General features: G+C 46.3%; 20 protein-coding genes and 1 pseudogene. 5 read left to right on the top strand and 16 right to left on the bottom strand.

Annotated features, from left to right (window positions below):
- Positions 1–66: 66 nt before the first annotated feature.
- The 10 genes from scpB to MWG26_RS10805 all read right to left on the bottom strand — a co-directional run bounded on the left by scpB (position 67) and on the right by MWG26_RS10805 (position 9,050).
- Positions 67–636: an SMC-Scp complex subunit ScpB gene (scpB, locus tag MWG26_RS10850; RefSeq protein WP_025657545.1), complete on the bottom strand. Its 570-nt coding sequence runs from the start codon at positions 634–636 to the stop codon at positions 67–69.
- Positions 637–653: 17 nt separating this feature from the next.
- Complete coding sequence (locus MWG26_RS10845) at positions 654–1,397, bottom strand: segregation and condensation protein A (protein ID WP_025657546.1); 744 nt, start codon at positions 1,395–1,397, stop codon at positions 654–656.
- Between the two features lie 69 nt (positions 1,398–1,466).
- Positions 1,467–2,351 (bottom strand): metallophosphoesterase, encoded by an 885-nt coding sequence (locus MWG26_RS10840; RefSeq protein ID WP_025657547.1) that lies wholly within the window; start codon positions 2,349–2,351, stop codon positions 1,467–1,469.
- A 1-nt stretch (position 2,352) separates the two neighbouring features.
- The gene (gene deoC / locus MWG26_RS10835) at positions 2,353–3,000 is read right to left on the bottom strand and encodes a deoxyribose-phosphate aldolase (protein ID WP_181969617.1); all 648 of its coding nucleotides are present in this window, start codon (positions 2,998–3,000) and stop codon (positions 2,353–2,355) included.
- 215 nt (positions 3,001–3,215) lie between these two features.
- Positions 3,216–4,217, bottom strand: a complete 1,002-nt coding sequence (locus tag MWG26_RS10830) for a sugar phosphate isomerase/epimerase family protein (protein ID WP_025657549.1) — start codon at positions 4,215–4,217, stop codon at positions 3,216–3,218.
- A gap of 21 nt (positions 4,218–4,238) precedes the next feature.
- A complete protein-coding gene (locus MWG26_RS10825) occupies positions 4,239–5,378 on the bottom strand; it encodes a Gfo/Idh/MocA family protein (protein ID WP_025657550.1) in 1,140 nt (379 codons plus the stop codon).
- Positions 5,375–6,358, bottom strand: a complete 984-nt coding sequence (locus MWG26_RS10820; protein WP_025657551.1) for a sugar phosphate isomerase/epimerase family protein — start codon at positions 6,356–6,358, stop codon at positions 5,375–5,377. The genes MWG26_RS10825 and MWG26_RS10820 overlap by 4 nt, the downstream gene beginning before the upstream one ends.
- 10 nt (positions 6,359–6,368) lie before the next feature.
- Positions 6,369–7,355: a sugar phosphate isomerase/epimerase family protein gene (locus tag MWG26_RS10815; protein WP_025657552.1), complete on the bottom strand. Its 987-nt coding sequence runs from the start codon at positions 7,353–7,355 to the stop codon at positions 6,369–6,371.
- 21 nt (positions 7,356–7,376) lie between these two features.
- Positions 7,377–7,820 carry a C-glycoside deglycosidase beta subunit domain-containing protein gene (locus MWG26_RS10810; protein WP_025657553.1) on the bottom strand — a complete coding sequence of 148 codons (444 nt, stop codon included), beginning with the start codon at positions 7,818–7,820 and terminating at the stop codon, positions 7,377–7,379.
- A gap of 36 nt (positions 7,821–7,856) precedes the next feature.
- On the bottom strand, positions 7,857–9,050 hold the full coding sequence (locus tag MWG26_RS10805) for an MFS transporter (protein ID WP_025657554.1): 1,194 nt from the start codon (positions 9,048–9,050) through the stop codon (positions 7,857–7,859).
- A 211-nt stretch (positions 9,051–9,261) separates the two neighbouring features.
- On the opposite strand from MWG26_RS10805, the gene MWG26_RS10800 reads away from it, so the two are divergent.
- Positions 9,262–10,233, top strand: a complete 972-nt coding sequence (locus tag MWG26_RS10800; protein ID WP_025657555.1) for a helix-turn-helix transcriptional regulator — start codon at positions 9,262–9,264, stop codon at positions 10,231–10,233.
- A 159-nt stretch (positions 10,234–10,392) separates the two neighbouring features.
- On the opposite strand, the gene MWG26_RS10795 is transcribed toward MWG26_RS10800, so the two are convergent.
- The 4 genes and pseudogenes from MWG26_RS10795 to MWG26_RS10785 form a co-directional block, all read right to left on the bottom strand.
- On the bottom strand, positions 10,393–11,724 hold the full coding sequence (locus MWG26_RS10795; protein WP_025657556.1) for a D-alanyl-D-alanine carboxypeptidase family protein: 1,332 nt from the start codon (positions 11,722–11,724) through the stop codon (positions 10,393–10,395).
- Between the two features lie 98 nt (positions 11,725–11,822).
- Positions 11,823–12,863, bottom strand: coding sequence for an alcohol dehydrogenase (locus MWG26_RS10790; RefSeq protein WP_025657557.1), 1,041 nt, complete (start codon positions 12,861–12,863; stop codon positions 11,823–11,825).
- A 26-nt stretch (positions 12,864–12,889) separates the two neighbouring features.
- Positions 12,890–13,015, bottom strand: coding sequence for a hypothetical protein (locus tag MWG26_RS22715; protein ID WP_275891943.1), 126 nt, complete (start codon positions 13,013–13,015; stop codon positions 12,890–12,892).
- A gap of 19 nt (positions 13,016–13,034) precedes the next feature.
- Positions 13,035–13,969, bottom strand: a pseudogene (locus MWG26_RS10785) (DUF1848 domain-containing protein).
- 124 nt (positions 13,970–14,093) lie between these two features.
- Here MWG26_RS10785 and MWG26_RS10780 point away from each other — a divergent pair.
- Both MWG26_RS10780 and MWG26_RS10775 read left to right on the top strand, forming a co-directional pair.
- Positions 14,094–14,270: a hypothetical protein gene (locus tag MWG26_RS10780; RefSeq protein ID WP_181969618.1), complete on the top strand. Its 177-nt coding sequence runs from the start codon at positions 14,094–14,096 to the stop codon at positions 14,268–14,270.
- A gap of 1,112 nt (positions 14,271–15,382) precedes the next feature.
- Positions 15,383–16,096, top strand: a complete 714-nt coding sequence (locus MWG26_RS10775) for a J domain-containing protein (RefSeq protein WP_117441364.1) — start codon at positions 15,383–15,385, stop codon at positions 16,094–16,096.
- Positions 16,097–16,180: 84 nt separating this feature from the next.
- On the opposite strand, the gene MWG26_RS10770 is transcribed toward MWG26_RS10775, so the two are convergent.
- A complete protein-coding gene (locus MWG26_RS10770; RefSeq protein WP_025657560.1) occupies positions 16,181–18,610 on the bottom strand; it encodes a cation-translocating P-type ATPase in 2,430 nt (809 codons plus the stop codon).
- 306 nt (positions 18,611–18,916) lie between these two features.
- On the opposite strand from MWG26_RS10770, the gene MWG26_RS10765 reads away from it, so the two are divergent.
- Entirely contained in the window at positions 18,917–20,278 is a 1,362-nt protein-coding gene (locus MWG26_RS10765; RefSeq protein ID WP_025657561.1) for a Mur ligase family protein, read from the top strand.
- A complete protein-coding gene (locus tag MWG26_RS10760) occupies positions 20,275–21,033 on the top strand; it encodes a type 1 glutamine amidotransferase (RefSeq protein WP_025657562.1) in 759 nt (252 codons plus the stop codon). Before MWG26_RS10765 ends, MWG26_RS10760 begins: the two co-directional genes overlap by 4 nt.
- Before the next feature lie 164 nt (positions 21,034–21,197).
- Here MWG26_RS10760 and MWG26_RS10755 read toward each other — a convergent pair whose 3' ends face one another.
- Positions 21,198–23,816: a cation-translocating P-type ATPase gene (locus MWG26_RS10755; protein ID WP_025657563.1), complete on the bottom strand. Its 2,619-nt coding sequence runs from the start codon at positions 23,814–23,816 to the stop codon at positions 21,198–21,200.
- Positions 23,817–23,879 lie beyond the last annotated feature (63 nt).

Genomic DNA, 23,879 nt, shown 5'->3' with positions numbered 1-23,879 from the left:
TAGAACTATTTTCGTTACTATGTACGGCCCATATGCCGTGCATAATAACCTGTTTTCTCCCGATTCCTATATATCCAGCTTCAGCTGAGCCTCATCTTCCGCTTCCTCTTTAAAATGTTCCACCTGCTCCGGATTAATTGTAGGAAGTTCATCCAGCGACTGGACGCTGAACCTCCGCAGGAATTCCTCCGTGGTTCCAAACAAAAGCGGCCTTCCGGGTGCATCCATGCGTCCAACTTCCTCAACAAGTCCGAACTCCACCAGCTTATTCACCGCATGATCCGACTTCACTCCCCTTATTTTTTCAATCTCTAGCTTGGTGACGGGCTGTTTATATGCGACAATGGACAGCGTCTCCAGCAGAACCTCCGTCAGTACATACCGTTTGGGCTGTTTTGCGATCCTGATCAGATATTCGTAGGTCTCTTTTTTCGTACACATCTGGAATGAATCTTCCAGTTCTATAATCCGGATTCCCCTGTTTTCTTCCTCATAACGGTCCATCATGTTATGTATGATCTTTCTCGTCGTATTCTCGTCGTGTTCTATCACCGCTGCAATTTTGCCCAATTCCACCGACTCCCCCATCGTAAAGAGGATGGCTTCAATAATGCCCTGTAGTTTTTCTATCTCCATATCTTCTTCCATCCCTTTCAAATCAGCGAGTCAATCATAATATCCCCGCATGTCTCCTCCTGTTCTACCCGAATGGTTCCCAGCTTCATCAATTCCAAAACTGCCAGGAATGTTACCACAATATGCATCTTGCTCTTCTGCGCTTCCAGAAGCTGCCGGAAACTGAACCTCCTGTGTGACCTGGCGTATTCTTCCACATAGGACAGCTTAACGGGAAGAGGAACTTCCTCTTTCTCGATCCTGCCGAACTTGCTTCTCACCGGGTCTATCTTATCGTCCTGCCGCTTCATGACATCTTTGAAAATCTGGTGCAGCTTTTTCAGCGTAAGATCACCCAGAAGAAGGTCTAAATCTACAGGCTCCACATATCCCATCACTTCCTCCGGAATTGTGGGAACTTTATAAAGGATCTGTTCCGCATCCAGCTGCCGGTCCTTCAGTTCATAGGCCATATACTTGTACATCTTATATTGAAGAAGCTGTTCCACCAGTTCGGCACGGGGATCTTCCTCCTCCCCTTCCTCATTCACTTCCTTTGGAAGCAGCATTTTGCACTTAATATCCAGAAGTGTTGCTGCCATTACAAGGAATTCGCTCATTACATTGAGGTCTTCCTTCTGCATGTTCCGGATGTATTCCATATACTGATTCGTTATCTCTACAATCGGTATATCGTATATATCTATTTTATTCTTATCTATTAAATGAAGCAGAAGGTCCAGCGGGCCTTCGAATACTTCCAGCTTTACTGGTATTCCCATACTTACGCTCCCTGCTGCAGATATTCACACTGCATTTTATTATAAGGGAAATGCACAAAATACACAAGTTTATTTCGTTTCCCTGTATGGAAGCAGGCTGATTGCAACCACTTCCGCATAATTGCAGAACCGCAGATTGATCGTGTGGGTTCCAAGTCCCTTGCTTACGGCAATCGCCTGGCTGCCTTCCACGGTCATCTCCCCGGAATACTTTGGAAATAGCGCCGCCTGAGGGGTAATCACACCCCCAAGCCCGGGAATGCGCACGATTCCCCCATGAAGATGCCCCGATACCGTCAGATCCGCCCCCCACTCCCTGTATGCAGGATAATAAACAGGATTATGCGCCAGAAGAATCTGATATTTGTCCCGTTCCGCCCTTCCAATGCATTGTCTGATATCTGCTGCGTCCACTTGGTGTTTTTTGAATTTCTCATAAGTGAGCATCGGCAGTTCAAGCCCGTTCACCCGGATAGGCAGCCTGTCCAGTTTTATGTCCGCTGTCTGGTTCTCCAGATAATGGACACCGGAGAGTGCCAGTCCTTCTTTGAACTTTTTGTATACGCTCTTTTCATACTTTTCCGGGTATTCTTTCAGCCTCTGCTCATGGTTGCCAGGGCCATAATATACCGGACATATTGCAGGCAGCCGGGTAACAAAATCCAGGGCTTCCTGATAAGAGGCGATGTCTTTCCCCACAAGCATATCCCCCGCTATCAGGATCAGATCCGGCTTTTCTTTCCGTATTGCATCCAACAGCCTGCTGTTATGTTCTCCGTAGGATTTATTATGAAGATCTGCCAATAAAATGATCTTTTTCTCACTGTCCAGTTTTTTAAATGCAGGTACCTTCAGGGTATATCTTGTAATTTTGAAAAAGCGCAGTTCCCGTCTTCCTTCAGCCAGACACAACAGGAAAACCAGAATAACCGCCGCAATGATTCCCTTCCACATCTTAATTGCCTTCTACAATGGCAATACCGGAGCTGGTTCCAAGCCTGTCTGCCCCTGCCTCGGCCATTTCTCTGGCTTTCTCTGCTGTCCTGATCCCACCCGAAGCCTTCACGCCCATAACCGGCCCCACTGTCCGCCGCATCAAAGCAACATCCGCCGCAGTAGCACCTCCTTTTGAGAATCCCGTAGATGTTTTTACAAAATCGGCTCCGGCCTCTTTGCAGATCTGGCATGCCTTTATCTTTTCCTCGTCAGTCAGAAGGCATGTTTCCAGGATCACCTTAACAATGGCACGCCCTGCAGCAGCCTCAACAACAGCGGCTATATCGTCCTTCACATACTGCCAGTTCCCGCTCTTTATCATACCGACATGAATCACCATATCGATTTCCTCCGCCCCGTCATATACCGCTGTCAGCGTCTCGCCCACTTTTCCGTCTGTAGACATCGCGCCCAGGGGAAAGCCTACTACGGTACATACCTTTACATCCGTATCTTTTAACAGCTGTGCGCAATAGTACACAAAGCTTGAATTTACGCATACGGAATGAAATCCGTATGCTGCGGCCTCGCCACAGAGCTTTTTAACATCCTCCCTAGTGGCATCCGGTTTTAAAATCGTATGATCTATCATTTTTGCAAAATCCATAATATTCCTCCATTGTATACCGGTATACGCAACCGGCATTCCATTTATCGTCTACACTATCCTAACATCTTTTATCGGTAAATTCAATTTTTTATTGTTCTTTGCCCCTTCTTTGATTCTTCGTTTTTATTTTAATATATTGCTCCAATACGTATACTATTCTAAAAATGGAAAAAGGAAGCAAGTTCCCCCTGCTTCCTTTAAACATTTCATATTTAATCATTTTTCAGAGCATCATCGAAAGCTACATCGGATGGTGAAAAATTAATTTTCTTTGTAAATGCACAGGCCTCGGTTCCCCCGAATACCCGTTCCATGCCACTGTCCTCCCATTCTATCGACAATGGCCCCTTGTAATTTTTCTGATTGAGAACCCGGATAATATTATCAAAGTCAACGTCCCCATGCCCTGGTGAAACAAAGTTCCATCCTCTCCGCTGGTCTCCAAAAGTAATATGCGAGCCTAGGATTCCATTTCTTCCATTTAGGTTCACCTTTGCGTCTTTTATGTGGACATGGTATACACGATCCGCAAAATCGTATAAGAATACTGCCGGGTCTACTCCCTGCCAAATCAGATGGCTTGGGTCAAAATTAATTCCTATTGTGGGGCGGTACTCAAATATTTCCAGAAGTCTCTTTGTACTCCAGTAATCATATGCAATTTCCGTAGGATGTACTTCCAGCGCCAGCTTAACTTTGAATTCATCGAATACATCCAAAATCGGAGTCCACAGTCTTTTCATCGTCTGATATGCTTCTTCCACCTGCTCTTCCGTCGTCTGAGGGAAAGAATACCACATTTTCCAAATTGGTGATCCCATAAAGCACGTTACTACCTCTACCCCCATATTCCTGGCTGCTTTTGCTGTATATTTCATCTCTTCAACAGCCCACTTCTGAATTTCCTCTGGCTTTCCTGCCAGTTCGGATGGTGCGAACCCATCCAACCTTGGATCGTAGGCGTATGTTAAGGCATCTCCGACACACTGCCCGGTCAGATGGGCGCCGATTGCCCAACAGCCTAAGTTGTATTTCTGCAGCACACCCAAGATTTCTTTTACATATTCTTTACTCTCAGCCGCTTTTCTTACATTCAGCTGTCCCCATGTTGCAATCTCCAACCCCTCATATCCCATTTTAGAAGCAGTACTGCACATTTCCTCCAATGGCAGGTCTGCCCACTGTCCCGTGAAAAGTGTTACTGGTCTTGACATCGTCTCTTTCTCCCTTCTTCTCTATAGCTCAACCCATACATTTCCATTTTCCTGGCTCTTAAGGCATGCCTCTACATACTTCAGTCCCTGAATGCCATATCCAATTGTCGGATAATCAATCATTTCCTCTGTAAAGGTTCCGTTCCTTTTCGCTGCCACGCATTCCCCGAAGCTGTCATACAGATTGCCCATCGCTTCCAGCCAGCCTTCGGTATGTCCGGCCGGAAGACGTCCGTATCTGGCTGCTTCCGGAGTAATGGCAGGGTAACTTCTTTTCACCAGGCGCGGGATTCCATCCTCTTTAATCAAAGTTACTTCTTCCGGATCCTCCTGGAACCATAGAATGGTGCCTTTTGAACCATAGATTCTGATTCGCAGACTATTATCACATCCTATAGCAAACTGGGAAGTCCAGTTGATTCCTGTTGCCCCGCCTTCATACTCTACCAGAACCTGGTCATTGTCATCCAGCTTTCTTCCCGGAACGACAATATCCATTTTTGCCAGCACCCGTCTTATTTTTAACCCGGTCATCATTGCAACCGCATTCTCTACATGGGTTCCCAGGTCTCCCAGACAGTTCACCCTGCCTGACTGTTTCGGATCACAGCGCCACTCGCCCTGTTTTCCTCCCCAATCCTTTTCATTGTATAGCCAGCCCTGAGGATATTCTGCCATGATAGTGCGAACCGTGCCTATTTCTCCGTTTTTTACTAAGTCACGCACATATTTTGCGGTCACGTGTCCCATATAGGTATAAGTAACCATAAAGAGCAGTCCCTTTTCATCGGCAATCCGCTTTAACTCTTCCGCCTGGCTGCTGTCTGTTGCAAGAGGCTTATCACATGCCACATGAATCCCAGCTTCTAAAAATGCTTTACACACCTCATAGTGGGTGGCATTGGGCGTAACTACAACCACAAAGTCAATCCCATCTTTTCTTTTTCCTTCCGCCAAAGCCATTTCCTTATAGCTCTCGTAGCAGCGCTCTGTGTCCAGCCCCAATGCATTCCCATGAACTCTCGATTTCTCAGGATCCCTTGAGAAACAGCCCGCCACAAGCCTCGCCGTATCGTCTACGCTGATTGCCCTCCGGTGTGCGTCTCCTATAAATGCCCCTGGTCCACCGCCGACCATGCCGTATCTCAGATTTTTTCTCATTCCGGTTTGCCTCCCCATATTTTCTCTCTTTCCTCTCTCTCCATATCCTTAAAATATTGCAGAGATTTTACTGCGCCATCCAGGGAATTATCTGCCGGAACGCTTCCTTCTATTGTTATGAACCCTTTGTATCCATCCCGGAGCAGCATATCATAATGTTTCCTGAAATCTACAGCCCCCTCGCCAAACGGAACACTGACAACTTTTTTCCCATCGTTGCAAAGAATCCCGTCTTCTGCCGTACTATACGCAAAATCCTTAAAGTGAACCGATACTGTCCTGTCTTTGAATATCTCATATACTTCTGCCGGGTTCTCCAATGCAGTTAATGGATTTCCTGTGTCATGTGTATATTTCAGCTTCCTTACCGCTTGAAAGATGCGTTCCATTTCACCGCAGCTGCAGTATGGCACCGCAATGCTTTCCAGTGTCTCCGTGCTGATTGAAATTCCCATTTCTTCACCGTAATCCACGCAGGCTTTTAAGCCGTTAACCATATTATGGAATGCGTCTTCTCTCGTAACATCCGCATCTACCGTATAAACAGAAGGCATAAGCAGTACATTGCGGCACCCCGCCTCGTGTGCATGGCTGATCAGACACTTTGCCCTGCCCAGCATGGTTTCAAATTTACTTTTGGTCTTTGCATTTGCAAATGGAATGATAATATTCACAGAAGATAAAGTGATCCCATACTGTTCTAATATCTGCTTCGCTTCTTTCCCTTCCGTCTCTAAATGAAAATCCATCATGTCTATACCGTCATAGCCGGCATCTTTTGCAAATTTCACATAGTCCTCGAAGGTCATACTGCCATTTTTGATGGGCACACCATGTCCGTTCAGAAACTCAAACACTTCTTCAACTGTGGGATTTTCGCCTTCATACCCAAACTCTTTCATCATCGTCATATGTATAAAATTCGGTTTCTTCACCTTCAGCTCATCGTTGACCATGAGCGACATTAAGCTGTATTTCATGCGGCACCTCCTATCCCCTTATTTCCGCCAGTATTGACTGTTCCAGGCGGATATGCCGCTTCACATAATCAAAGGAGCTTTTTCCGGGCTTAATCTGTCCTTCAAACTCTGATACGACATAACCGTCATAATCTTCCTCATATAAAACTCTCAGGATTTTATCGTAAGGAATCGTAGCTTCGCTTCCGTCATCCAGAATCTCGAAGAATTTGCCGTGCATATGCGGGCAATACTTCATGATTTTTCTTAACCCATCAAAGTCAGGATTCTTCGAGAACTGCATATATCCATACATGGATTCAAATAAGTTCATTTCAGATGGTGTTGCATTTTTAGCCGACAGGATCTGACGGCCTTCCTCTCTTGATACACCGTCATAGCGAAGCTGTGTTGCTAATTCTACAATTTCTCTGTCCGCACCATTTTCAATGGCTCTGTTTAAGTCCGCTTTATTCGGCCGGTCTGCAAATATTCCAAAATCAGGCACAAATCCCAGATATGCGGAGCCCGTCTCCTCAAACATATTGTAATACTCCGTCATGATATGGCTGGAAGGCGTCTCCGGGTTATGGATCTCAATCGTAAGTTTTACCCCATAGAATTCAGCATATTTAGCGGCTCTCTGCATCACCCTGGGGGAGATTAAAAATTGTGATTTAAGAACCGGACACTCCAGTTTGTTAGCATTCTGAAGATCTTGTATTACGACAGCAAGCATCTCTTCATCCGTCAGATTCCTGTCTTTTCTCTTGCCACGGTCCATATTACCGCTGACCGCAACCAGCTTTACGCCATAATCCTGAGCATATCTCCTGATTTCACCTGCATATGCATCACTGACATACGGATACTCCGGAAACATCGAGGTCGCAACAATCTCCATTCCGTCGCACCCTAATTCTGCTATATGCCGCACCATATCCTCCAGAGTTGCTTTATCGTCAACCCATTCTGCCACATAGGAATGCGTTGTAACACCTAATTTTATATTACTCATTTTTATACCATCCTTTCTGACTTAAGCAATTGTATCTTCGAGAATCATGATCTTTTCATCACAGCTGTCCACCGGAGTGTACCTATCTTCGGCCCCTGGCTGGGGCAGATATGGATTGCGCAGCATAAGTGTCAGCTTAACCCGGTGCTCTCCTGCCTTCAGCCCGCCTTCCTTTCTGATTTTAATGGTTGCCGGATCTTTTATGCTCCAAAATTCGTAATATGCTTCCTTTAACTGACACGGCATAAACTCTTTCCCATTGATACAGAACCGTATGGACTCTTCCTCTATTTTTTCATGATCCACTTCAACAGAAAGTTCATCAATGACCGATAAATAATGGCCCCGGTAATATGCCAGCCTTAAGTCAAACTGATATCCCGCCTTCCTATTGTTTTCATAATAATTTTTTAAGGTACCGTCTCTTAATGTTTCTGTTAATTTGACTCTCATTACAAATCCCATGATTTGTCCTCCTGTTCTATTCATTACATTCCCTTCTTAGTTGCCTTCCTGTACAACTGCCGTCCGGACCTCTTCGTGACTGCTTTTGTTCCTAACAAAAAGCAATGCCAGGACAGCAATTGCAATACTTCCAATTCCGGCCATGATAAAGCGGCTGCCGGCATCCGGTCCGATCATTGAGGATATCAGATTGACTACGACCGGCGAAAATGCCTGTCCGAGATTGATGATCGCTGACAGAAAAGCAAGGGAAAAAGTCAGTGTACTCGGCGTGCTCATCTCGGATACGTGGAAGTTGGCCGTGGACGCAAACATGCAGAAGCCCACACCTGTTATAAATGCCCCCACGCAAATCAGTACGACGCTGTTCCCAGCAAATCCTATCAGCAGTCCTACTGCCCCCAATGTATAGGCCGCAGCAATCGTCTTCCTTTTTAACTTAATAACAATTTTCCCAACAAAAAATCCTGTAACCAGCCCTGCTATGGTATAACAAGTCGTGATGTAACTGGACTCTACCGCGCCCCCCAAAGATCTCTCTGCCACGAGCACAGCTGCATTATTATTGAATACATTGATGCAGACATAGAACACAAATCCTGTCAATGCGATCATCCACACCTGCTTTGACATACGTCTGCTCTGCTTGAGCTGTCCGCTTTCCTCTTCCTGATCCAAATGTCCTTTAGGCAGCAGAATACATTCCAGAATAATAATCGGTATCAGGATCAAATATGCCAGAAAAGCATGATACCATACAGATGCTCCTAACCGGCCGCCCAGCAGTGAGCTTACCGTTCCTCCGATTGAGATAAATGCAGCATATAGCCCAAGCATCCCGCCTCTTTCCGCGCCTTCGAAAAACTCACAAATCAGGGCTATCAGCGCGGTCATAGCGATCCCCATGCCAACGCCAATGATACAGGAGCATGCCAGAATAACCTGTGCATTAAAATGGAAGAAATAAGGGAGTATGCCTCCGACCAAATAACAACACGTACCAAAAATAATCAATGTCTTTTTTAAAAAGCGTTTTGCCAATCTGGCTGCAACCAGCCCCAGCGGGATAGAAATCAATGATGGAATAGAAATAATCATCTGGATCAGGGATACACTGGTATCCGGAAACTCCTGAACCATAGCTGCTATTACCGCCGCCGGCGCCAAAAATGTCATCATTCCCATGGCTGACAGCAGCAGCGATACCTTTGCCTTCGTTTTATCACTCATGCTTGATTCTCCTTTTCATTTTTCAGATTCATGAACCTTTTAGCTATCGATAACTATACTATAGTGATATTTAAAATGAATTACAAAGGAGAACTTGTTGTACAGAAACGACAAGTTTGTTGTTTTATCTTATGTTCATATATTGCTAAATAACTGTTTTTTATCTATAATGTAACTTGAATTCACTATAATGGCAAAGGGGGAGGGAAACATGGACCACATTCATGATGTAAATGAATACGAAAGAATCCCGCATACGCAGGTAAGCAATGTCAACTTCTTTCTGATTAATCTGACCTACCGGCCCCCTCACATGCACCATGACTTTGAGATCGTGCAGGTTATTGAAGGAGGCCTTCATGTCAAGACACTCACAGAAGAATTCGACCTAGGTCCCGGTGAGATAGCATTATTTAATCCGGATGAGTTCCATACATTACATAGCAGACAGAGTGACTGCATCCTTTTGACAATCCAGGCAGACCCTTCTTTTTGCGCTGCGCATTACCCTGCAATCCAAAATATACGTTTTAATACCAGCAATGTCACTTCTATTACCCCATTTGCTGAAGCTCTGGATATCATCCACACTTGTTTTAACCTTGGCTATAACTACTGTTTTAGAGCGCCTGGTTTTGAGCTTCGCTGTGTCAGCGACCTTTACAGGTTATTCTCGTACTTCACAGCATTTGTGCCATACCATATGCTGAAAGATACAGAGATCGTCAACGCCAGGAACAAGGACCGCAGGCTGACACGTATCATAACCTATATCCACCAGCGCTATAGGGGAAAAATAACACTTTCGGAACTTGCAGAAAAAGAAGGCCTGTCGATAACATATCTGTCCCATTTTTTTAAAGACGCTATGAAAATGTCCTTTCAGGAATATGTAAATTCTTTACGATTTGAGCACGCAGTACTTCTATTGAAAAAAACAGATATGAATATTACAGATATTTGTCTGGAAAGTGGATTCTCTGACAGTAAATATTTGAATAAGCGGTTTCAGCAGGCATACCACATGACGCTGAAAGAGTTCAGAAAGAAGACAGCCCTTATGATGCCGATCGAAGAATACAGCCAGGACGGAGAAATGGAACAATACATTTATACTCCACAGCAGGGGCTGCAAATCATGAGGAAGCATCACTATTTTGATTGTGATCACCCAAAAGTATAGTACACATTAGAATAAATAACCGGTTATTTATTTTTAGCAGTTCAGGTTTTATAAAATATTAAAAAAATATCACGAACCATGCAAATAGCTCCCCTGCATGGTTCGTGATATTTTATTTGGTATGAACAGCGGATGAATGACAGAATGCAGCCCAATCGGCTAAGTTCGAAAACGTGAAACAACTTTTTTCAGATAATCCAGAAATCCCGCTTTTTTCACATTCTGAGATACAATAATATCTACTTTCCCGATCTCTTTCCCGTCCAGGTAATAAACCAGACTTCCTGCCTTATTCCCCTTCTTCACCGGAGCATCCAGGCTTTTCTTTACTTTCAGCTTTTTTGTAATCCCTGCCAGGTTTGCTCCGCTGGTGTCAAGATAACTGAAACTGCCCGCATACTCACAGGGTATCGTCTCTTTTACACCGCCCTCTACCTTTATATCTTTCAGCTTTTCCGGTTTCTCATCCTTATAAACCTGGCATTTTCCAAATCCATAGTTCAGCAGCGTAGTCGCATCCTTAAATCTGGCCTTGGAATCCTCCGCCGCCATGATAACCGCGATCATCTCAATATCGTTCTTTTTTGCAGTTGCGGATACGCAGAATTTGGCAAGGCCCGTAGATCCCGTCTTCAGACCAGTCGCATATTCATACTGCCTTACCAGCTTGTTTGTGTTGGTGAGCCCGAATTCTGTGGTTCCTTTCTTCGTTGTATGCGTGATATTCTCCATCCAAATCATGCAGTAGTCATGAATCTGCGGGTACTTTGTGATCATCTCCCTGGACATGAGGGCGATATCCCTTGCCGTTGTCACGTGCCCATCCACATCCAGGCCGTTGCAGTTGACAAAGTGGGTATTTTCCATTCCCAGCCCCTTTGCCCGCTCATTCATCTGTTTGACAAATTCTTCTTCATTTCCGGATATGTACTCGGCCATAGCAACGCACGCATCATTCGCGCTGGCCACGGAAATACATTTCAGCATCGTATCTACTGTCTGTGTTTCCCCAGGCTCCAGGAATACCTGAGAGCCGCCCATGGATGCCGCAAACTCAGAGGTTGTCACCTGATCCTCCAGCTTGATTTTTCCATCGGCCAAAGCATCGAAAATCAAAAGCATAGTCATAATCTTTGTGACACTTGCAGGCGGACGGGCTGTGTCCGCATCCTTCTCAAAGATGACCTCTCCGGTGGACGCCTCCATAAGAATTGCAGACGGCGCGCTTACTTCCGGGCCAGCAGTCTGTGTGTCAGCCGCCTCCCCCTCAGTACCGCCTGTATCTTCCGAAACGGTTTCCTGGCTTTCTACAGCCGCCGTATCGCTGTCCTGCGTGTTTTCTGTGCCTTGCTGCGCGTCCGCCTGCACCTCTTCTGTATTTTCCTGTAATTCTGCCGTGTCTTCATAGACAATATACTCTTTTGCCGGCATTGCATATGCATTCTGTACACAAAGTAGTGCGCTTAATAATACCGCCAGTGCTGCTTTCATATAAAACTCCCTCTGCTATATCGTCTATTACCAATATAGTAGAGGGAGGGTAAGATTAGAACAACTAGACCGCAGAAAATGCTGTTTCTTCTGTATTTCTACACGGCAACGGCATACTTCACGACACCATCTCTTTTATACTCAAAAATATCATATGCTTCCATTATATGATCCAGCGTGGTCCTGTGGGTGATCATACACTCCGTGTTCAGCCTGCCGTTTTCGATCAGGCGCAGGATATCCTCGCAATTCGCGGCATCCACTCCTCCCGTTTTAAAGGTAAGGTTCTTTCCGTACATCTTCGGAAGCGGAAGTACCTGATCCTCTTCGTACATTGCAACAATTCCTACAACCGCATTTGGTCTTGCAATCATCCATGCCATCTCAAATGTCTCCCTGCTTCCTGCCACCTCGAGGACGGAATCCGCTCCCCGCCCGTCTGTCAGTTCTTTTACGGCCTTTATCACATCATCTCTCAGTGGATTTAAGGTGACATCGGCGATCTTATGCTGCCTTAGCAGGTCCAGCCTTTGTTCATCCATATCAATCCCTATAATCTTAGCAGGATTATACAGTCCGACACACTTCATAACCGCAATCCCTGCAGGACCTGCCCCGATTACTGCAACGGTATCGGAAAGCTTGATATCCCCCATCTTGGCTGCCCAGTAACCTGTTGAGAGCAGATCACCTGTAAACAGCGCGGCTTCGTCTGAAACGGTCTCCGGAATCCTGGTAAGCCCGTTATCGGCATAAGGAATCCTGACATATTCCGCCTGCCCCCCGTCAATCCGGCAGCCCAGGGCCCATCCCCCATATTTATCCGTACAATTGTTGACATATCCGTGGCGGCAGAAATAGCATTTTCCGCAGAACGTTTCTACATTAACGGCAACACGGTCCCCTGGGCGTATTCTTTTAACCGCTTTTCCTATTCGGATCACTTCTCCCACAAATTCATGGCCCAGTACGATGTTCTCCTTTGCTCGTGGAACAGCCCCGCGCTTGATATGTATGTCGCTGGAACAGATGGTTGTCATCGTCACCTTTACAATTGCGTCTGTGTCCTTTTGAATTTCAGGCAATGGACGTTCTTCCAGACATATGATTCCGTTTCCCTTATAAACAACTGCTTTCATAGCCAAACCTCCGTTTCAAACTTTCCTTACAGCATCAGGAAAAAAGTTTCCAGACCAAATCTTTCCTCATCATCCAACAGTTCTTCCAGTTTTTTCTTATTAAAATCCAAATGCTCAATCTCCCGGGCATAGCGGCGGGCAGATTCCTCCACATGCCTCACTCTCCTTCTCTTAAAGCGGAAGCCGGATCTGCGGATTCTTCCATGACTTCACCGCCCGTTGTGTAACGATATCATCCGCTCCTAATCTGCCGCAAAGCAGCGGCGAACTGACAGCAAACCTCTCCCTGCAGGACTTTAGAACAGTCCCGCTGTAATTGGTATAACAATACCTGCACCCATTCATGCATGTATTGTAAGCCCCAATGTCGATGCTCTCCATACAGCCGCATCCCGGCCTCTGGCCCTTGTCCCGTCCGGCGTCAAGTTCACATCCGGCAAGTTCCTCAATGAGGCTCTTATCAATGCATGCCCCGTGCTCTATGTCCGTCCTGCCAAATTCCATCTCTTCCGCGCATGCCGCCATGCGCATTCCATACCGTCCCGCCATCTCTGCAAGCTGACCTGCTAACAGTTCCAGTTCTACCGGCTCTGTTTTTTTCAGCTTCAAAATATCCGCATTTTCCCTGGTGTTTTTATAGGTATCAATAAAACTCACAACAACCTTTTCCGTACACCCTTGCAGATTCCCAGCGATTTTTTCAAAAGCCTCCAGGTGGAAACGGGCTGTATAATAAGGATTCAGCAAAATCGGATCATACCGCCATATCATCCGTTTCCTGCCAATCCGCCCAGCCAGTTTCTGAAACACTTCTATCAAAGCCCCCTTATCTGGAAGTCCCGGTTCAATATCTTTTCCGTATCCTGTCAAGTATACTGGAAATAATATAAATATTCATCCAATCTGCTCAATTCTGCAATCAAAGGTTCGGGATTTTTCGTCCAGAATACAATACAGTCAGTCACATCCGGCGTTATCGCAATCTCGCTGACCCGATGCGGCCGGAATGGATTGCGCACGCAGACAGTACCTTCTTCCACGCGTTTATAAAACCAATCCGGATAACAGCATGGAATATCGGTTCTCCGGCTGACACTCAATACCATAAAAATCCCTCATTTCTATATTTTCATTTAATAGTATACCATTATCCTGCTCAGATTTACAGGTATGAAGTCAAAAAACTAACACATACTAAAATTAAATTCCCTCATGAAAGGAGGTTTGTTAATGATAAATAATGAAGAACTGCCGATCGGTTTTACCATGGCACTGGCACAGCACTCCGATGCCCTGAATCACTTTTCCCATCTATCAGATGCTGAACAGAAGAAGGTGATTGATGAAGCAAGACAGAAACACAGCCGGGAAGAAATGCGGAACTACGTAGAAAATATGTTCCAATAAATCGGGAGTTAGTTAACGAGCTTTAGACTCGTTGACGGATGGAGGACGCGAATGACGAGGTGAGTCCGGGAGCTGGCGGGGCAATGTCTGCTGGTGAAATGTCCTGACACTTCGCGAAGAAGCTGTAGAAGAAAACGGAACGGGAAGGGAGGTACATGCCGCATTTGGCCCGAATGCCGATGCATTCGCGCCGCAGGCGGCATCAGAATTTGCCTGGTAAGGCAAATTCTGCCCTCCCTTCCCGTTCCGTTTTCTTCAACAGCTTCTAATCGCTCGCTTTATGGACTTTTCACCAGCAGACATTGCCCCGCCAGCTCCCGGACTCACCTCGTCATTCGCTGTTGCATCCAAACGGTAGTTAAGAGCTCATTCCCCAGAGGGGCCCTCGTACGGTAGCAACGGATGGAACAGAATTGGTGATTCGTTTATATAAGTGTAAGTGTTAGATCGCCTTGTTACCCGTAAATATACTGGATTTAAAAAATTGTATGGTTCATTAATAAAAAAAATATGGAGTTACACACGATAATCGTTACTAAATAAATATTATTTCTTCAAAAACAGTCCCAAAGCTCCCATACATAAAAGCCTTAAAATCCATTTAATCAAGATGCATGATACGCATAGCCAATTCCATCCGCCTCCCCCGTCTCGTGCTCCACCTTAGGAACGAGTCTTTGCCTACCGGTCGGATGAACCAGCCAAGCGGACTGTAAGCGGCAAGCCCTACGACCTGTATGGTCGGTTTAAAACGCCTTATAGCGGACGATTAGAAGCTCTTAGAGAGCCGGAGGCATCCGGAAGGGATGAAAATTGATTCTCCGAAATCAATTTTCAATCCGGCCTGTGCTGAAAAAATATCAATTTTTTCAGCGCATGCCGGATGTGCCCTTCCGGGTGCCTCCGGGTCTCTTAGAGCTTCTTCGTTAAGCGGTCAGGATTTTAAACCGACCATACAGGCCGGAGGGCTTGCCGCTTACAGTTCGCTTGGCGTCCCCCATCCGTGCCGAGACTAAAGCTCGTCACTAAATCCCGATCTTGATTTTTTTGTGATCCTATCGTAATATTAATTGTGGGAGAATAAATAATGAAACAGGAATAAGGAGGAAACGATGGAAACCCGTACATACTATGACATTCTCGGAGTATCCAGAGAGGCAACCCTTGAAGAAATTACCAGCGCGAAAAATGCATTGGCAAAAGTATACCATCCGGATGCCAATATGCATAATGATATAGACACCACAGCTTATATGCAGGAGATACTCGAAGCATACCGGACGCTCGCCAACCCGGACAGGCGCAGTAAATACAATCGAAAACTGGTTGGAAAGCCCAACAGGGTATTCCGCACATATACGGTCGGAAAGCCCGAGGAAGAGAGGGCGGATTCTTCCGCATCCTTTGTAACTTACTGGAATGCAGCCTGCCGCCTGAATGAGATCGTCTCACAGAGCGGAAATCTGATGGAACTTCACTCAAAAAAAGAAGGCCTTCCTCTTAAAATTTTCAAAAGATTAGGTAAAAAAGATAAATACGAGGTAGAACTTACCGAGCAGCTAAGTTCTCTGTCCATGCAGGCCATCCAATACATCTCCATCCTGAGGTCGGCAGAAATCCCCATGAGCTACTGGCAGAGCGATGCCATGAACTGGGTCCTGGTCCGCTGGGGCCAAAAGCAGCACATGGATTACCACCTCCTGTTCGACAAATACGACGCTTACGTAGAACAAAATAGAACAAGCACAGAAAAACTAAAACTCCGTTCCCAAAACAAACAGTTCCAAAACACCCTCAAAAAACTCTTAAGCTACGCAGTTGCTTAATCAAAAAGGTTTAAAGGAAAACATACGCCTCACCCGTCAATGCCACCAAAGGGATGGGGGGGCGTCCCCCACAAGCCGATCCCCTCACTCCTCCACTACTCTTCCCCGCAGGCGCAGATAGTATATTCTGAGTTTTCCCAACAAGGATGTTAGGTACCGCAGCACGGGTTCTGTGGCTATGGAGAATACAATAAATAGCATGACACATTTTGTGGACATACCGGTTATAGCGAACAGGTTGTTCAGGAAGATACTGCAGAACAGAAGTCCTATTATGCTGCCCGCTACTACGATTGTGCGCATGATGTTCATCGGCGCGCTGATCTTATAGAGTATCATAAATCCGACGATAGCCAGCAGCATCGTTGCGGCTGTGGATATGTCTTTTGAATTCACACCAAAGGTCTGCCCGAATACCACCAGCGCCCCCACTGCAAGTACATCTGTCAGCGCAGCGGGCAGGGCTTTCAGGAATACATTTGTCAGGAAATGCCCCTTGATGATGTTCTTGTTCGGCTCCAGCGCCAGGAAGAACGCAGGCACTCCGATTGTAAACATGCTGATCAGAGATATCTGCGACGGTTCCAACGGATATGTGATCATAAATACAACCGAGAACAACGACAGCAGGAAGGAGAATATATTCTTTACCAGGAACAGACTGGCTGACCGCTGGATATTGTTTACGACCCTCCGGCCCTCCAGAACGACCTGGGGCATACAGGAGAAATCGGATTCCAGCAATACAAGCTGTGATGCCTGGGCCGCGGCTTCGCTTCCGGAAGCCATCGCTATACTGCAGTCTGCATCCTTGAGTGCAAGCACGTCATTAACACCGTCCCCCGTCATCGCAACCGTTTTCCCGGCCTCTTTCAAAATTTGGACGAACTGCCGCTTTTGATTCGGCGTTACCCTGCCGAATACGGTATTCTCAAGCACTGCCCTACGGACATCCTCATCAGATGTAAGGGCGGAAGCATCTACATAGTTCTCCGCATTGGCAATGCCGGCCTTTTTTGCCACTTCCGATACCGTCACAGGGTTATCTCCGGAAATAACCTTAACCTCAACGCCCTGCTCTGCAAAATAGGTAAATGTCTCTTTTGCCTCTTTGCGGATGGGATTTGCCAGGAGAATATATCCTAATGGGGTAATCCCCTGTTCCAAAGCTTTCCCGTCAATCTCACCGTCATAAAGGCCGAATACCAGGACTCTGGCGCCTTTTGACGCATATCCGGTAATTTCTTCCTCATAGGTTTCATACTTGTCCTTCAATACGAATTCGGGCGCTCCCAGTACGTAAACCTCATCCTCAAAGGTGACACTGCTATATTTTGTAGCAGAAGAAAACCCTGTCTTACTCAGCGGCTTTTTACCCGATGCGGACTGAAAATATTCCTTCATAGCCGCCATTGTAATATTATCCTGATCCATCGCCGCCGCAAAGTCTCCGATCAGCATGCTCAAAGGCTGCATCTCTTTCTCATCGTAACCGTCCGCAGGAATCACCTCCTGCACCTTCATCGTATTTTCCGTAATCGTTCCTGTCTTATCTACACAGAGCACATTTACCCGAGCCAGTGTCTCGATACATTTCATATCATGAAGCAGTACTTTTTTCTGGGCAAGCCGAACCGAACTGACCGCCAGCGCCACGCTCGCCAGCAGATAGAGGCCCTCGGGGATCATGCCGATAATTGCCGCAACCATGGAAGTGATACTGGACTGAAAGCCTTCATTCTGAAAGAAAAATGCCTGGACAAACAGTACAATTCCAATCGGTATGATCGCAATACCCACGCATTTTACCAGCTTATCCAGAGAGCGGATCATCTCTGACTGCTCTCCTTCCTGCATTTCCTTTGCTTCCATAGTCAATTTTGAGATATAGGAATCCATGCCGACCTTTTCCAGCCTTGCATGGCACTGCCCGGACACAACGAAGCTTCCTGACATCAGCTCGTCGCCTTTCTTCTTCACAATCTCATCGGATTCTCCAGTCAGCAGCGATTCGTTTACCTGTACCTCCCCGGCACAGACTTCCGCATCTGCACATATTTGGCTGCCCGCCTTAAAGATCACAATATCATCAAGCACCAGCTCTTCCGCGTCAATCACAGACTTCTGCCCATCCCGCACAACAGTTGCGTGAGGCGCATTCAGCATCGTCAGGTCATCCAGCACCTTCTTTGCCCGCACCTCCTGTACAATACCAATCAATGTATTCAGTATAATAACCGGAAGAAATGTGAGATCACGGAAAGATCCCGCTATACATAAAAGAATAGCAAGAATTACAAATATCAGGTTAAAGTACGTAAACACATTGCTGTGGATGATTTCCTTCGTTGTCTTGGCCGGCGGATCCACCGCCGTGTTCGTCCAGCCGTGCAGACGGTGTTCCTGCACCTGCTGGTTCGTCAGCCCCTGACGGTACTCGGGGCGGTATCTGGTTGTCGGAATCCTCCTGTCTTTTTTCTCCTCAATCACCTGTTCTCTGCTTTTTTTCTGCATGTATCTTATTCCACCTCATTCTCAGATTCTATATCTTCGGTATTTACCAGTTTTAGTCATTTCCATTCTATCACACTGAAAATGAATTTCCAGAGGCTTCATTAAATCTTTATAATTTCTTTCGCTAAAAATTGCATGTCCCACAAAATATAGTTCTGTGCCGTTACTATGCACGGCCCATAGGCCGTGCATAGTAACAAGTACCTGCAAAATGCCGAAATCCTTTCAAATTCCTTGTTTTCTGCATTCGTTTCTATTATAATAGTACAAGTATTTCAAGAAAAGGATAAGAGTTGATATAAGATTATGAGAATAAGAAGCATACTCGCAATTAAATGTGCTAAATGCACAAGCTATCTGATTAAAAAACTGAATAGAGGAAGCGGCGTTACCCTGCCAGGCTATGTTGCTCGGATCATTGATCCCCGTATCTTATCCGCCATGGCGGAAATGGTGAAAGAAAAAACGATTGTAACCATGGGAACGAACGGAAAAACAACGACAAACAGTATTCTGTATCATGCATTAAAAGCAGAAGGGAAAAAAGTTATTATTAACCGTACCGGAGCCAATATGCTCAATGGAATTATTTCTGCCTTTGTGCTTGCCTCTGACAAGCACTGCAGGCTGGATGCAGATTATGCCTGTATCGAAGTGGATGAGATCGCTTCCGTCCGCGTGCTCCCCCAACTGAAACCAGACTGTGCTCTTCTGACAAACATCTCCAGGGATCAGCTGGATCGATTCGGCGAAGTTGACATCACTTTCCATAAGTTGAAGACAGCCGTCACCAGCGTACCGAACACAAAACTGATCATTAACTGCGATGATGTCCTGTCCTATACCCTTGCCGCTGAAAGTGAGAATCCGTTTATCACTTACGGCATCAGTGAGCAGATATTTGACGACATTTCCCGTTCCGAGATCCGGGAGAGCATCTTCTGCCGTTCCTGCGGCAAGAAGCTGGAATATGACTTCTTCCATTATGGACAGCTGGGTATCTATCACTGCCCCAGCTGCGGCTTAGAACGCCCGGAGCCTGATTTCACGGCCTCCGAAATCGAACTGCACGATGAGCTTTATACATTTCATATGGACGGAATGGACATCCATTCAACCGCACGCACACCATACAACATTTACAATACACTGTCCGCGTACGCGGCGCTCAATGCACTTGAGGCAGACAGGTCCCATTTCCAGGAAATGATCGAAACCTTTGACTACGGGAATAACCGCGAGAGTATTTTCTCGATCAACGGCGCCAGGGTTCAACTCCATCTGGCAAAAAACCCCATTGGTTTTCAACAGAAGATTTCTCTTGTATTAAAGGATAAAAAGCCGAAAGACATTATCATTCAGATCAACGACACCTATCAGGATGGAGAAGATGTCTCCTGGCTCTGGGATGTAGACTTTCAATATCTGGCCGACGCACAGGCAGCCACCATTACTACAACCGGCACCCGCCGCCATGATATGGGGCTCCGGTTAAAATATGAGGACATTCCCTGTGATTCCACCACAAATCTGCGTGCAACGGTTCAGGAACGCACGGAAAATGGAACCGGCAATCTCTATGTCATTGTAAATTATTCCGGCCTTTACAGTACAAACCATATGCTGACAGAATTAGAAAAAGCCGGGAAAGGAGGCGCCACAGCATGAAACTGACAATCGGACATTTATACCCGGATCTTCTGAATCTGTACGGTGACCGCGGCAACATCCAATGTTTCCGCAAGCGGCTGGAATGGCGCGGAATAGAAGCCGAGGTGATCCCCTTTCTATCCGGTGACGCCATTGATTTTTCAAAATTGGACATTATTCTGCTCGGAGGCGGTTCAGACCGTGAACAGGAACTGGTCTGCGGACAGCTTCAGAATATTAAGCAGGATTTTAAGGACTACGTAGAGAACGACGGTGTGGTACTCGCAGTCTGCGGAGGGTATCAGCTGTTAGGTAAATATTACAAAACAGACAAAAAAAACATAGAAGGCCTGTCCATTCTGGACATCACTACAGAGTGGGAACCTGAACGGCTAATCCGCAACATCGTCCTGAACAGCCCACTCTTCGACACCCCTGTTGTAGGATTTGAAAACCATGGCGGCCGCACCCACATAGGAAAACACACACCCTTCGGCAAAGTCTTCTATGGTCTGGGCAACACCGGCAAATCCGGTTACGAAGGAGTCGTTTACAAAAATGTAATAGGGACTTACCTTCACGGCCCCCTCCTCCCCAAGAACCCTCACGTCTGCGATTATCTGCTCGCTAAGGCATTGAAACGAAAATACGGGGAAGATCTTACACTGGACCCACTGACAGACAAGCTGGAACATCTGGCAAATAGTTACATCGTAGACCGTTACAGCGATAAAAAATATATCCTTAAAGAAACAATAAAAAGACACACATAATCAAATAGAACCGGGGTTGCCCTGCCCCATCGTGAGAAGCCATAAATGCTTCGCATGATGTGTCCAGGCTGCCCCGGTTTTCTTTCGTTTTGCTTTTCTTCAGCTTACTCCCGTAAACCGCTCCCACCGATACCTATTTTCGGCCGCAGCGGCGCAATTTCTCATCATGCCTTTCGCTTCCTTACCGCCTCCTTGACAGCCTTCATGAGCTGAATTACCGGCAGATTAAGTGCCGCCAGCCCATATACGGTAAAGAGCTGTCCCAGGGTCAGTGACTGTACTTTAAATACATTTTGAAGGCCAGGTATAACCATAACCCCAGTGATTAATACAAGCCCCAGCAAAAAAGCCCCAATCAGGTAGATGTTATTGAATACCCTTTTTGTAAATACAACCGGTCGGTCTGCCTTACAGTTAAAACCATGTACAAGTCTTGCAGTACATAGCGTGCCAAAAGCCATCGTGCTTGCCAGTACGGAGTTGCCAGTACGGTATCCGATTAGAAAAGCAATCATTGTTGTAATCCCTATACACAGGCCTTCTGTTCCGATCTTAGTCAGGAAATCCCTGGTTAGTATGGACTCATTCATGGGCCTTGGCTTTTCATCCATCACATCTTTTGAATGCGGTTCCAGCCCCAGCGCAATTGCTGGCAGGCTGTCTGTCAGCAGGTTGATGAACAGCAGGTGCACCGGTGCAAAAGGAACCGGAAGACCGGCAATGGATGCGTACAGCACCGCCAGAATAGCTCCGAAGTTCCCAGATAGCAGGAATTGAATGGAATTCTTAATATTCCGGTAGACATTCCGGCCATTCTCAACCGCTTTAACAATTGTTGCAAAATTATCGTCTGTCAGAACCATGGAGGCTGCATCCTTTGATACTTCACTGCCCGTGATTCCCATAGCAACACCGATATCCGCCTGCTTCAGGGCTGGCGCATCATTAACACCGTCGCCTGTCATAGATACGATATTCCCCTTTTCCTGCCACGCCCTGACAATTCTGATCTTATGTTCAGGAGATACGCGTGCATAAACAGAAATACCTTCCACGAAATCTTTCAATTCATCATCCGACATACTATCTATCTCTGCGCCTTCACATGCCTCTGATTCATCTTCCAAAATGCCGATTCTCTTGGCAATGGCTGCCGCTGTCACCTTGTGATCTCCTGTAATCATGATCGGACGAATCCCGGCTCTCCTGCATTCGGCTACCGCCGCCTTTGATTCCTCACGCGGAGGATCCATCATGGCAATCAGTCCTACAAACGTCAGATTGTCTTCATCTTCCAGAGTCAATTCCTGGTTCTCCCCGATCTCTTTATATGCAAATGCAAGTACACGCAGGCCGCCCCTGGAGAATTCCTGGTTCTGGGCTTCAATTTTACTGCGGTCTGCCTGCTCAAATTTTCTGACTTCATCCTGGATCTGTATCGACTCCATCCGATTAAGCAGTACATCCACAGCGCCCTTAACAATCATGACATGCTTTCCATCTATTGTATGCTTTGTTGCCATAAGCTTTCTGTCACTGTCAAAAGGATTTTCGCTTTCTCGGGGATACTTTTCCCTCACATCCTGAGCGTATACGCCCAGACGGCTTCCCATATTAATCAGGGCTGTTTCCGTTGGGTCCCCGATCTCGACACCGTCTACATTTGTAGAATCATTGCAGAGTATACTGCACAGCAGCAGCTTACTGTGTGCCGGATGGTTAATATCGATCTCACTAGCAGGTACCCGCGTTTCGTTCACATAGTAATCTTCCACAGTCATTTTATTCTGTGTCAGTGTTCCTGTCTTATCTGAACAGATAATTGACACGCTGCCCAGTCCTTCCACCGCCTGAAGCTTTCGGATGATCGCATGCTCCTTAGCCATCTTCTGTGTACCGAAAGAAAGCACGATTGTAACGATAGAGCTCAACGCCTCCGGTATCGCAGCAACTGCCAGCGCCACAGCGAAGAGAAAGGCATCGCCGATATTGCCGCCCCGCAGGACATTAATACCAAATAGGATTGCGCAGAATATCAGGATAATAATGGACAGTTTCTGTCCGAACTGGTCCAGATTTATCTGAAGAGGGGTACGTTTTTCAGAAGTCGTCTTGAGCAGGCTCGCAATCTTTCCAACCTCGGTTTCCATACCGATTCCGGTTACAAGAAATGAACCTCGGCCATATGTCACGAAGCTGCCCGAATATACCATATTAATTCTGTCGCCAAGAGGAACCTCCCCTTCAATCGCGGCTGTACTTTTATCCACTCCAAGGCTTTCTCCAGTCAGAGCGCTCTCATCTACTTTTAAGCTTGCGCACTCCAGAAGCCGTCCGTCAGCAGGGATATAATCCCCTGCATCCAACATGACAATATCCCCTACCGTTACTTCTGTAGAGGGAATCGGAACGATATTGCCGCCGCGCAGTACCTTTGCCTCCGGTCCCGAAAGCTTTTTCAGACTGTTGAGAGACTGTTCCGCTTTTACAGTCTGTACTGTTCCCAGAATCGCATTAATCGTAATAACGATCAAAATAACTACCGCGCTCTCGGCGTCTCCCAGAAAGCCTGAGACAATTGCTGCCACAATCAGAATGATTACAAGGAAATCCTTAAACTGTTCCAGAAATATCTGTACTGTCGTCTTTTTCTTACCTTCTACCAGCTCATTTGGGCCGTACTTTTCCTGATGCTTTTTCACTTCTTCTGCAGTCAGTGGTTCCATGGTTCCATTGATCCTCTGTTTCGTTTCCTCTGCAGAAATCTGGTAAAATTCTTTCATGTATGATCCTCCATTTCTTTATGCAATATGGGGCCTTTTCCACTGAATGGTACAAAAAAAGAG

This window comes from Faecalicatena contorta (genome assembly GCF_022835095.1).
Lineage (GTDB): Bacteria > Bacillota > Clostridia > Lachnospirales > Lachnospiraceae > Faecalicatena > Faecalicatena contorta.
This window is presented reverse-complemented; position numbering and strand designations above follow the sequence as displayed.

What these genes read in the sequence shown, in the direction of transcription:
- scpB (WP_025657545.1), bottom strand. Translation starts at nt 636, where the DNA reads ATGGAGATAGAAAAACTACAGGGCATTATTGAAGCCATCCTCTTTACG.
- MWG26_RS10845 (WP_025657546.1), bottom strand. Translation starts at nt 1,397, where the DNA reads ATGGGAATACCAGTAAAGCTGGAAGTATTCGAAGGCCCGCTGGACCTT.
- MWG26_RS10840 (WP_025657547.1), bottom strand. Translation starts at nt 2,351, where the DNA reads ATGTGGAAGGGAATCATTGCGGCGGTTATTCTGGTTTTCCTGTTGTGT.
- deoC (WP_181969617.1), bottom strand. Translation starts at nt 3,000, where the DNA reads ATGGATTTTGCAAAAATGATAGATCATACGATTTTAAAACCGGATGCC.
- MWG26_RS10830 (WP_025657549.1), bottom strand. Translation starts at nt 4,217, where the DNA reads ATGTCAAGACCAGTAACACTTTTCACGGGACAGTGGGCAGACCTGCCA.
- MWG26_RS10825 (WP_025657550.1), bottom strand. Translation starts at nt 5,378, where the DNA reads ATGAGAAAAAATCTGAGATACGGCATGGTCGGCGGTGGACCAGGGGCA.
- MWG26_RS10820 (WP_025657551.1), bottom strand. Translation starts at nt 6,358, where the DNA reads ATGAAATACAGCTTAATGTCGCTCATGGTCAACGATGAGCTGAAGGTG.
- MWG26_RS10815 (WP_025657552.1), bottom strand. Translation starts at nt 7,355, where the DNA reads ATGAGTAATATAAAATTAGGTGTTACAACGCATTCCTATGTGGCAGAA.
- MWG26_RS10810 (WP_025657553.1), bottom strand. Translation starts at nt 7,820, where the DNA reads ATGGGATTTGTAATGAGAGTCAAATTAACAGAAACATTAAGAGACGGT.
- MWG26_RS10805 (WP_025657554.1), bottom strand. Translation starts at nt 9,050, where the DNA reads ATGAGTGATAAAACGAAGGCAAAGGTATCGCTGCTGCTGTCAGCCATG.
- MWG26_RS10800 (WP_025657555.1), top strand. Translation starts at nt 9,262, where the DNA reads ATGGACCACATTCATGATGTAAATGAATACGAAAGAATCCCGCATACG.
- MWG26_RS10795 (WP_025657556.1), bottom strand. Translation starts at nt 11,724, where the DNA reads ATGAAAGCAGCACTGGCGGTATTATTAAGCGCACTACTTTGTGTACAG.
- MWG26_RS10790 (WP_025657557.1), bottom strand. Translation starts at nt 12,863, where the DNA reads ATGAAAGCAGTTGTTTATAAGGGAAACGGAATCATATGTCTGGAAGAA.
- MWG26_RS10780 (WP_181969618.1), top strand. Translation starts at nt 14,094, where the DNA reads ATGATAAATAATGAAGAACTGCCGATCGGTTTTACCATGGCACTGGCA.
- MWG26_RS10775 (WP_117441364.1), top strand. Translation starts at nt 15,383, where the DNA reads ATGGAAACCCGTACATACTATGACATTCTCGGAGTATCCAGAGAGGCA.
- MWG26_RS10770 (WP_025657560.1), bottom strand. Translation starts at nt 18,610, where the DNA reads ATGCAGAAAAAAAGCAGAGAACAGGTGATTGAGGAGAAAAAAGACAGG.
- MWG26_RS10765 (WP_025657561.1), top strand. Translation starts at nt 18,917, where the DNA reads ATGAGAATAAGAAGCATACTCGCAATTAAATGTGCTAAATGCACAAGC.
- MWG26_RS10760 (WP_025657562.1), top strand. Translation starts at nt 20,275, where the DNA reads ATGAAACTGACAATCGGACATTTATACCCGGATCTTCTGAATCTGTAC.
- MWG26_RS10755 (WP_025657563.1), bottom strand. Translation starts at nt 23,816, where the DNA reads ATGAAAGAATTTTACCAGATTTCTGCAGAGGAAACGAAACAGAGGATC.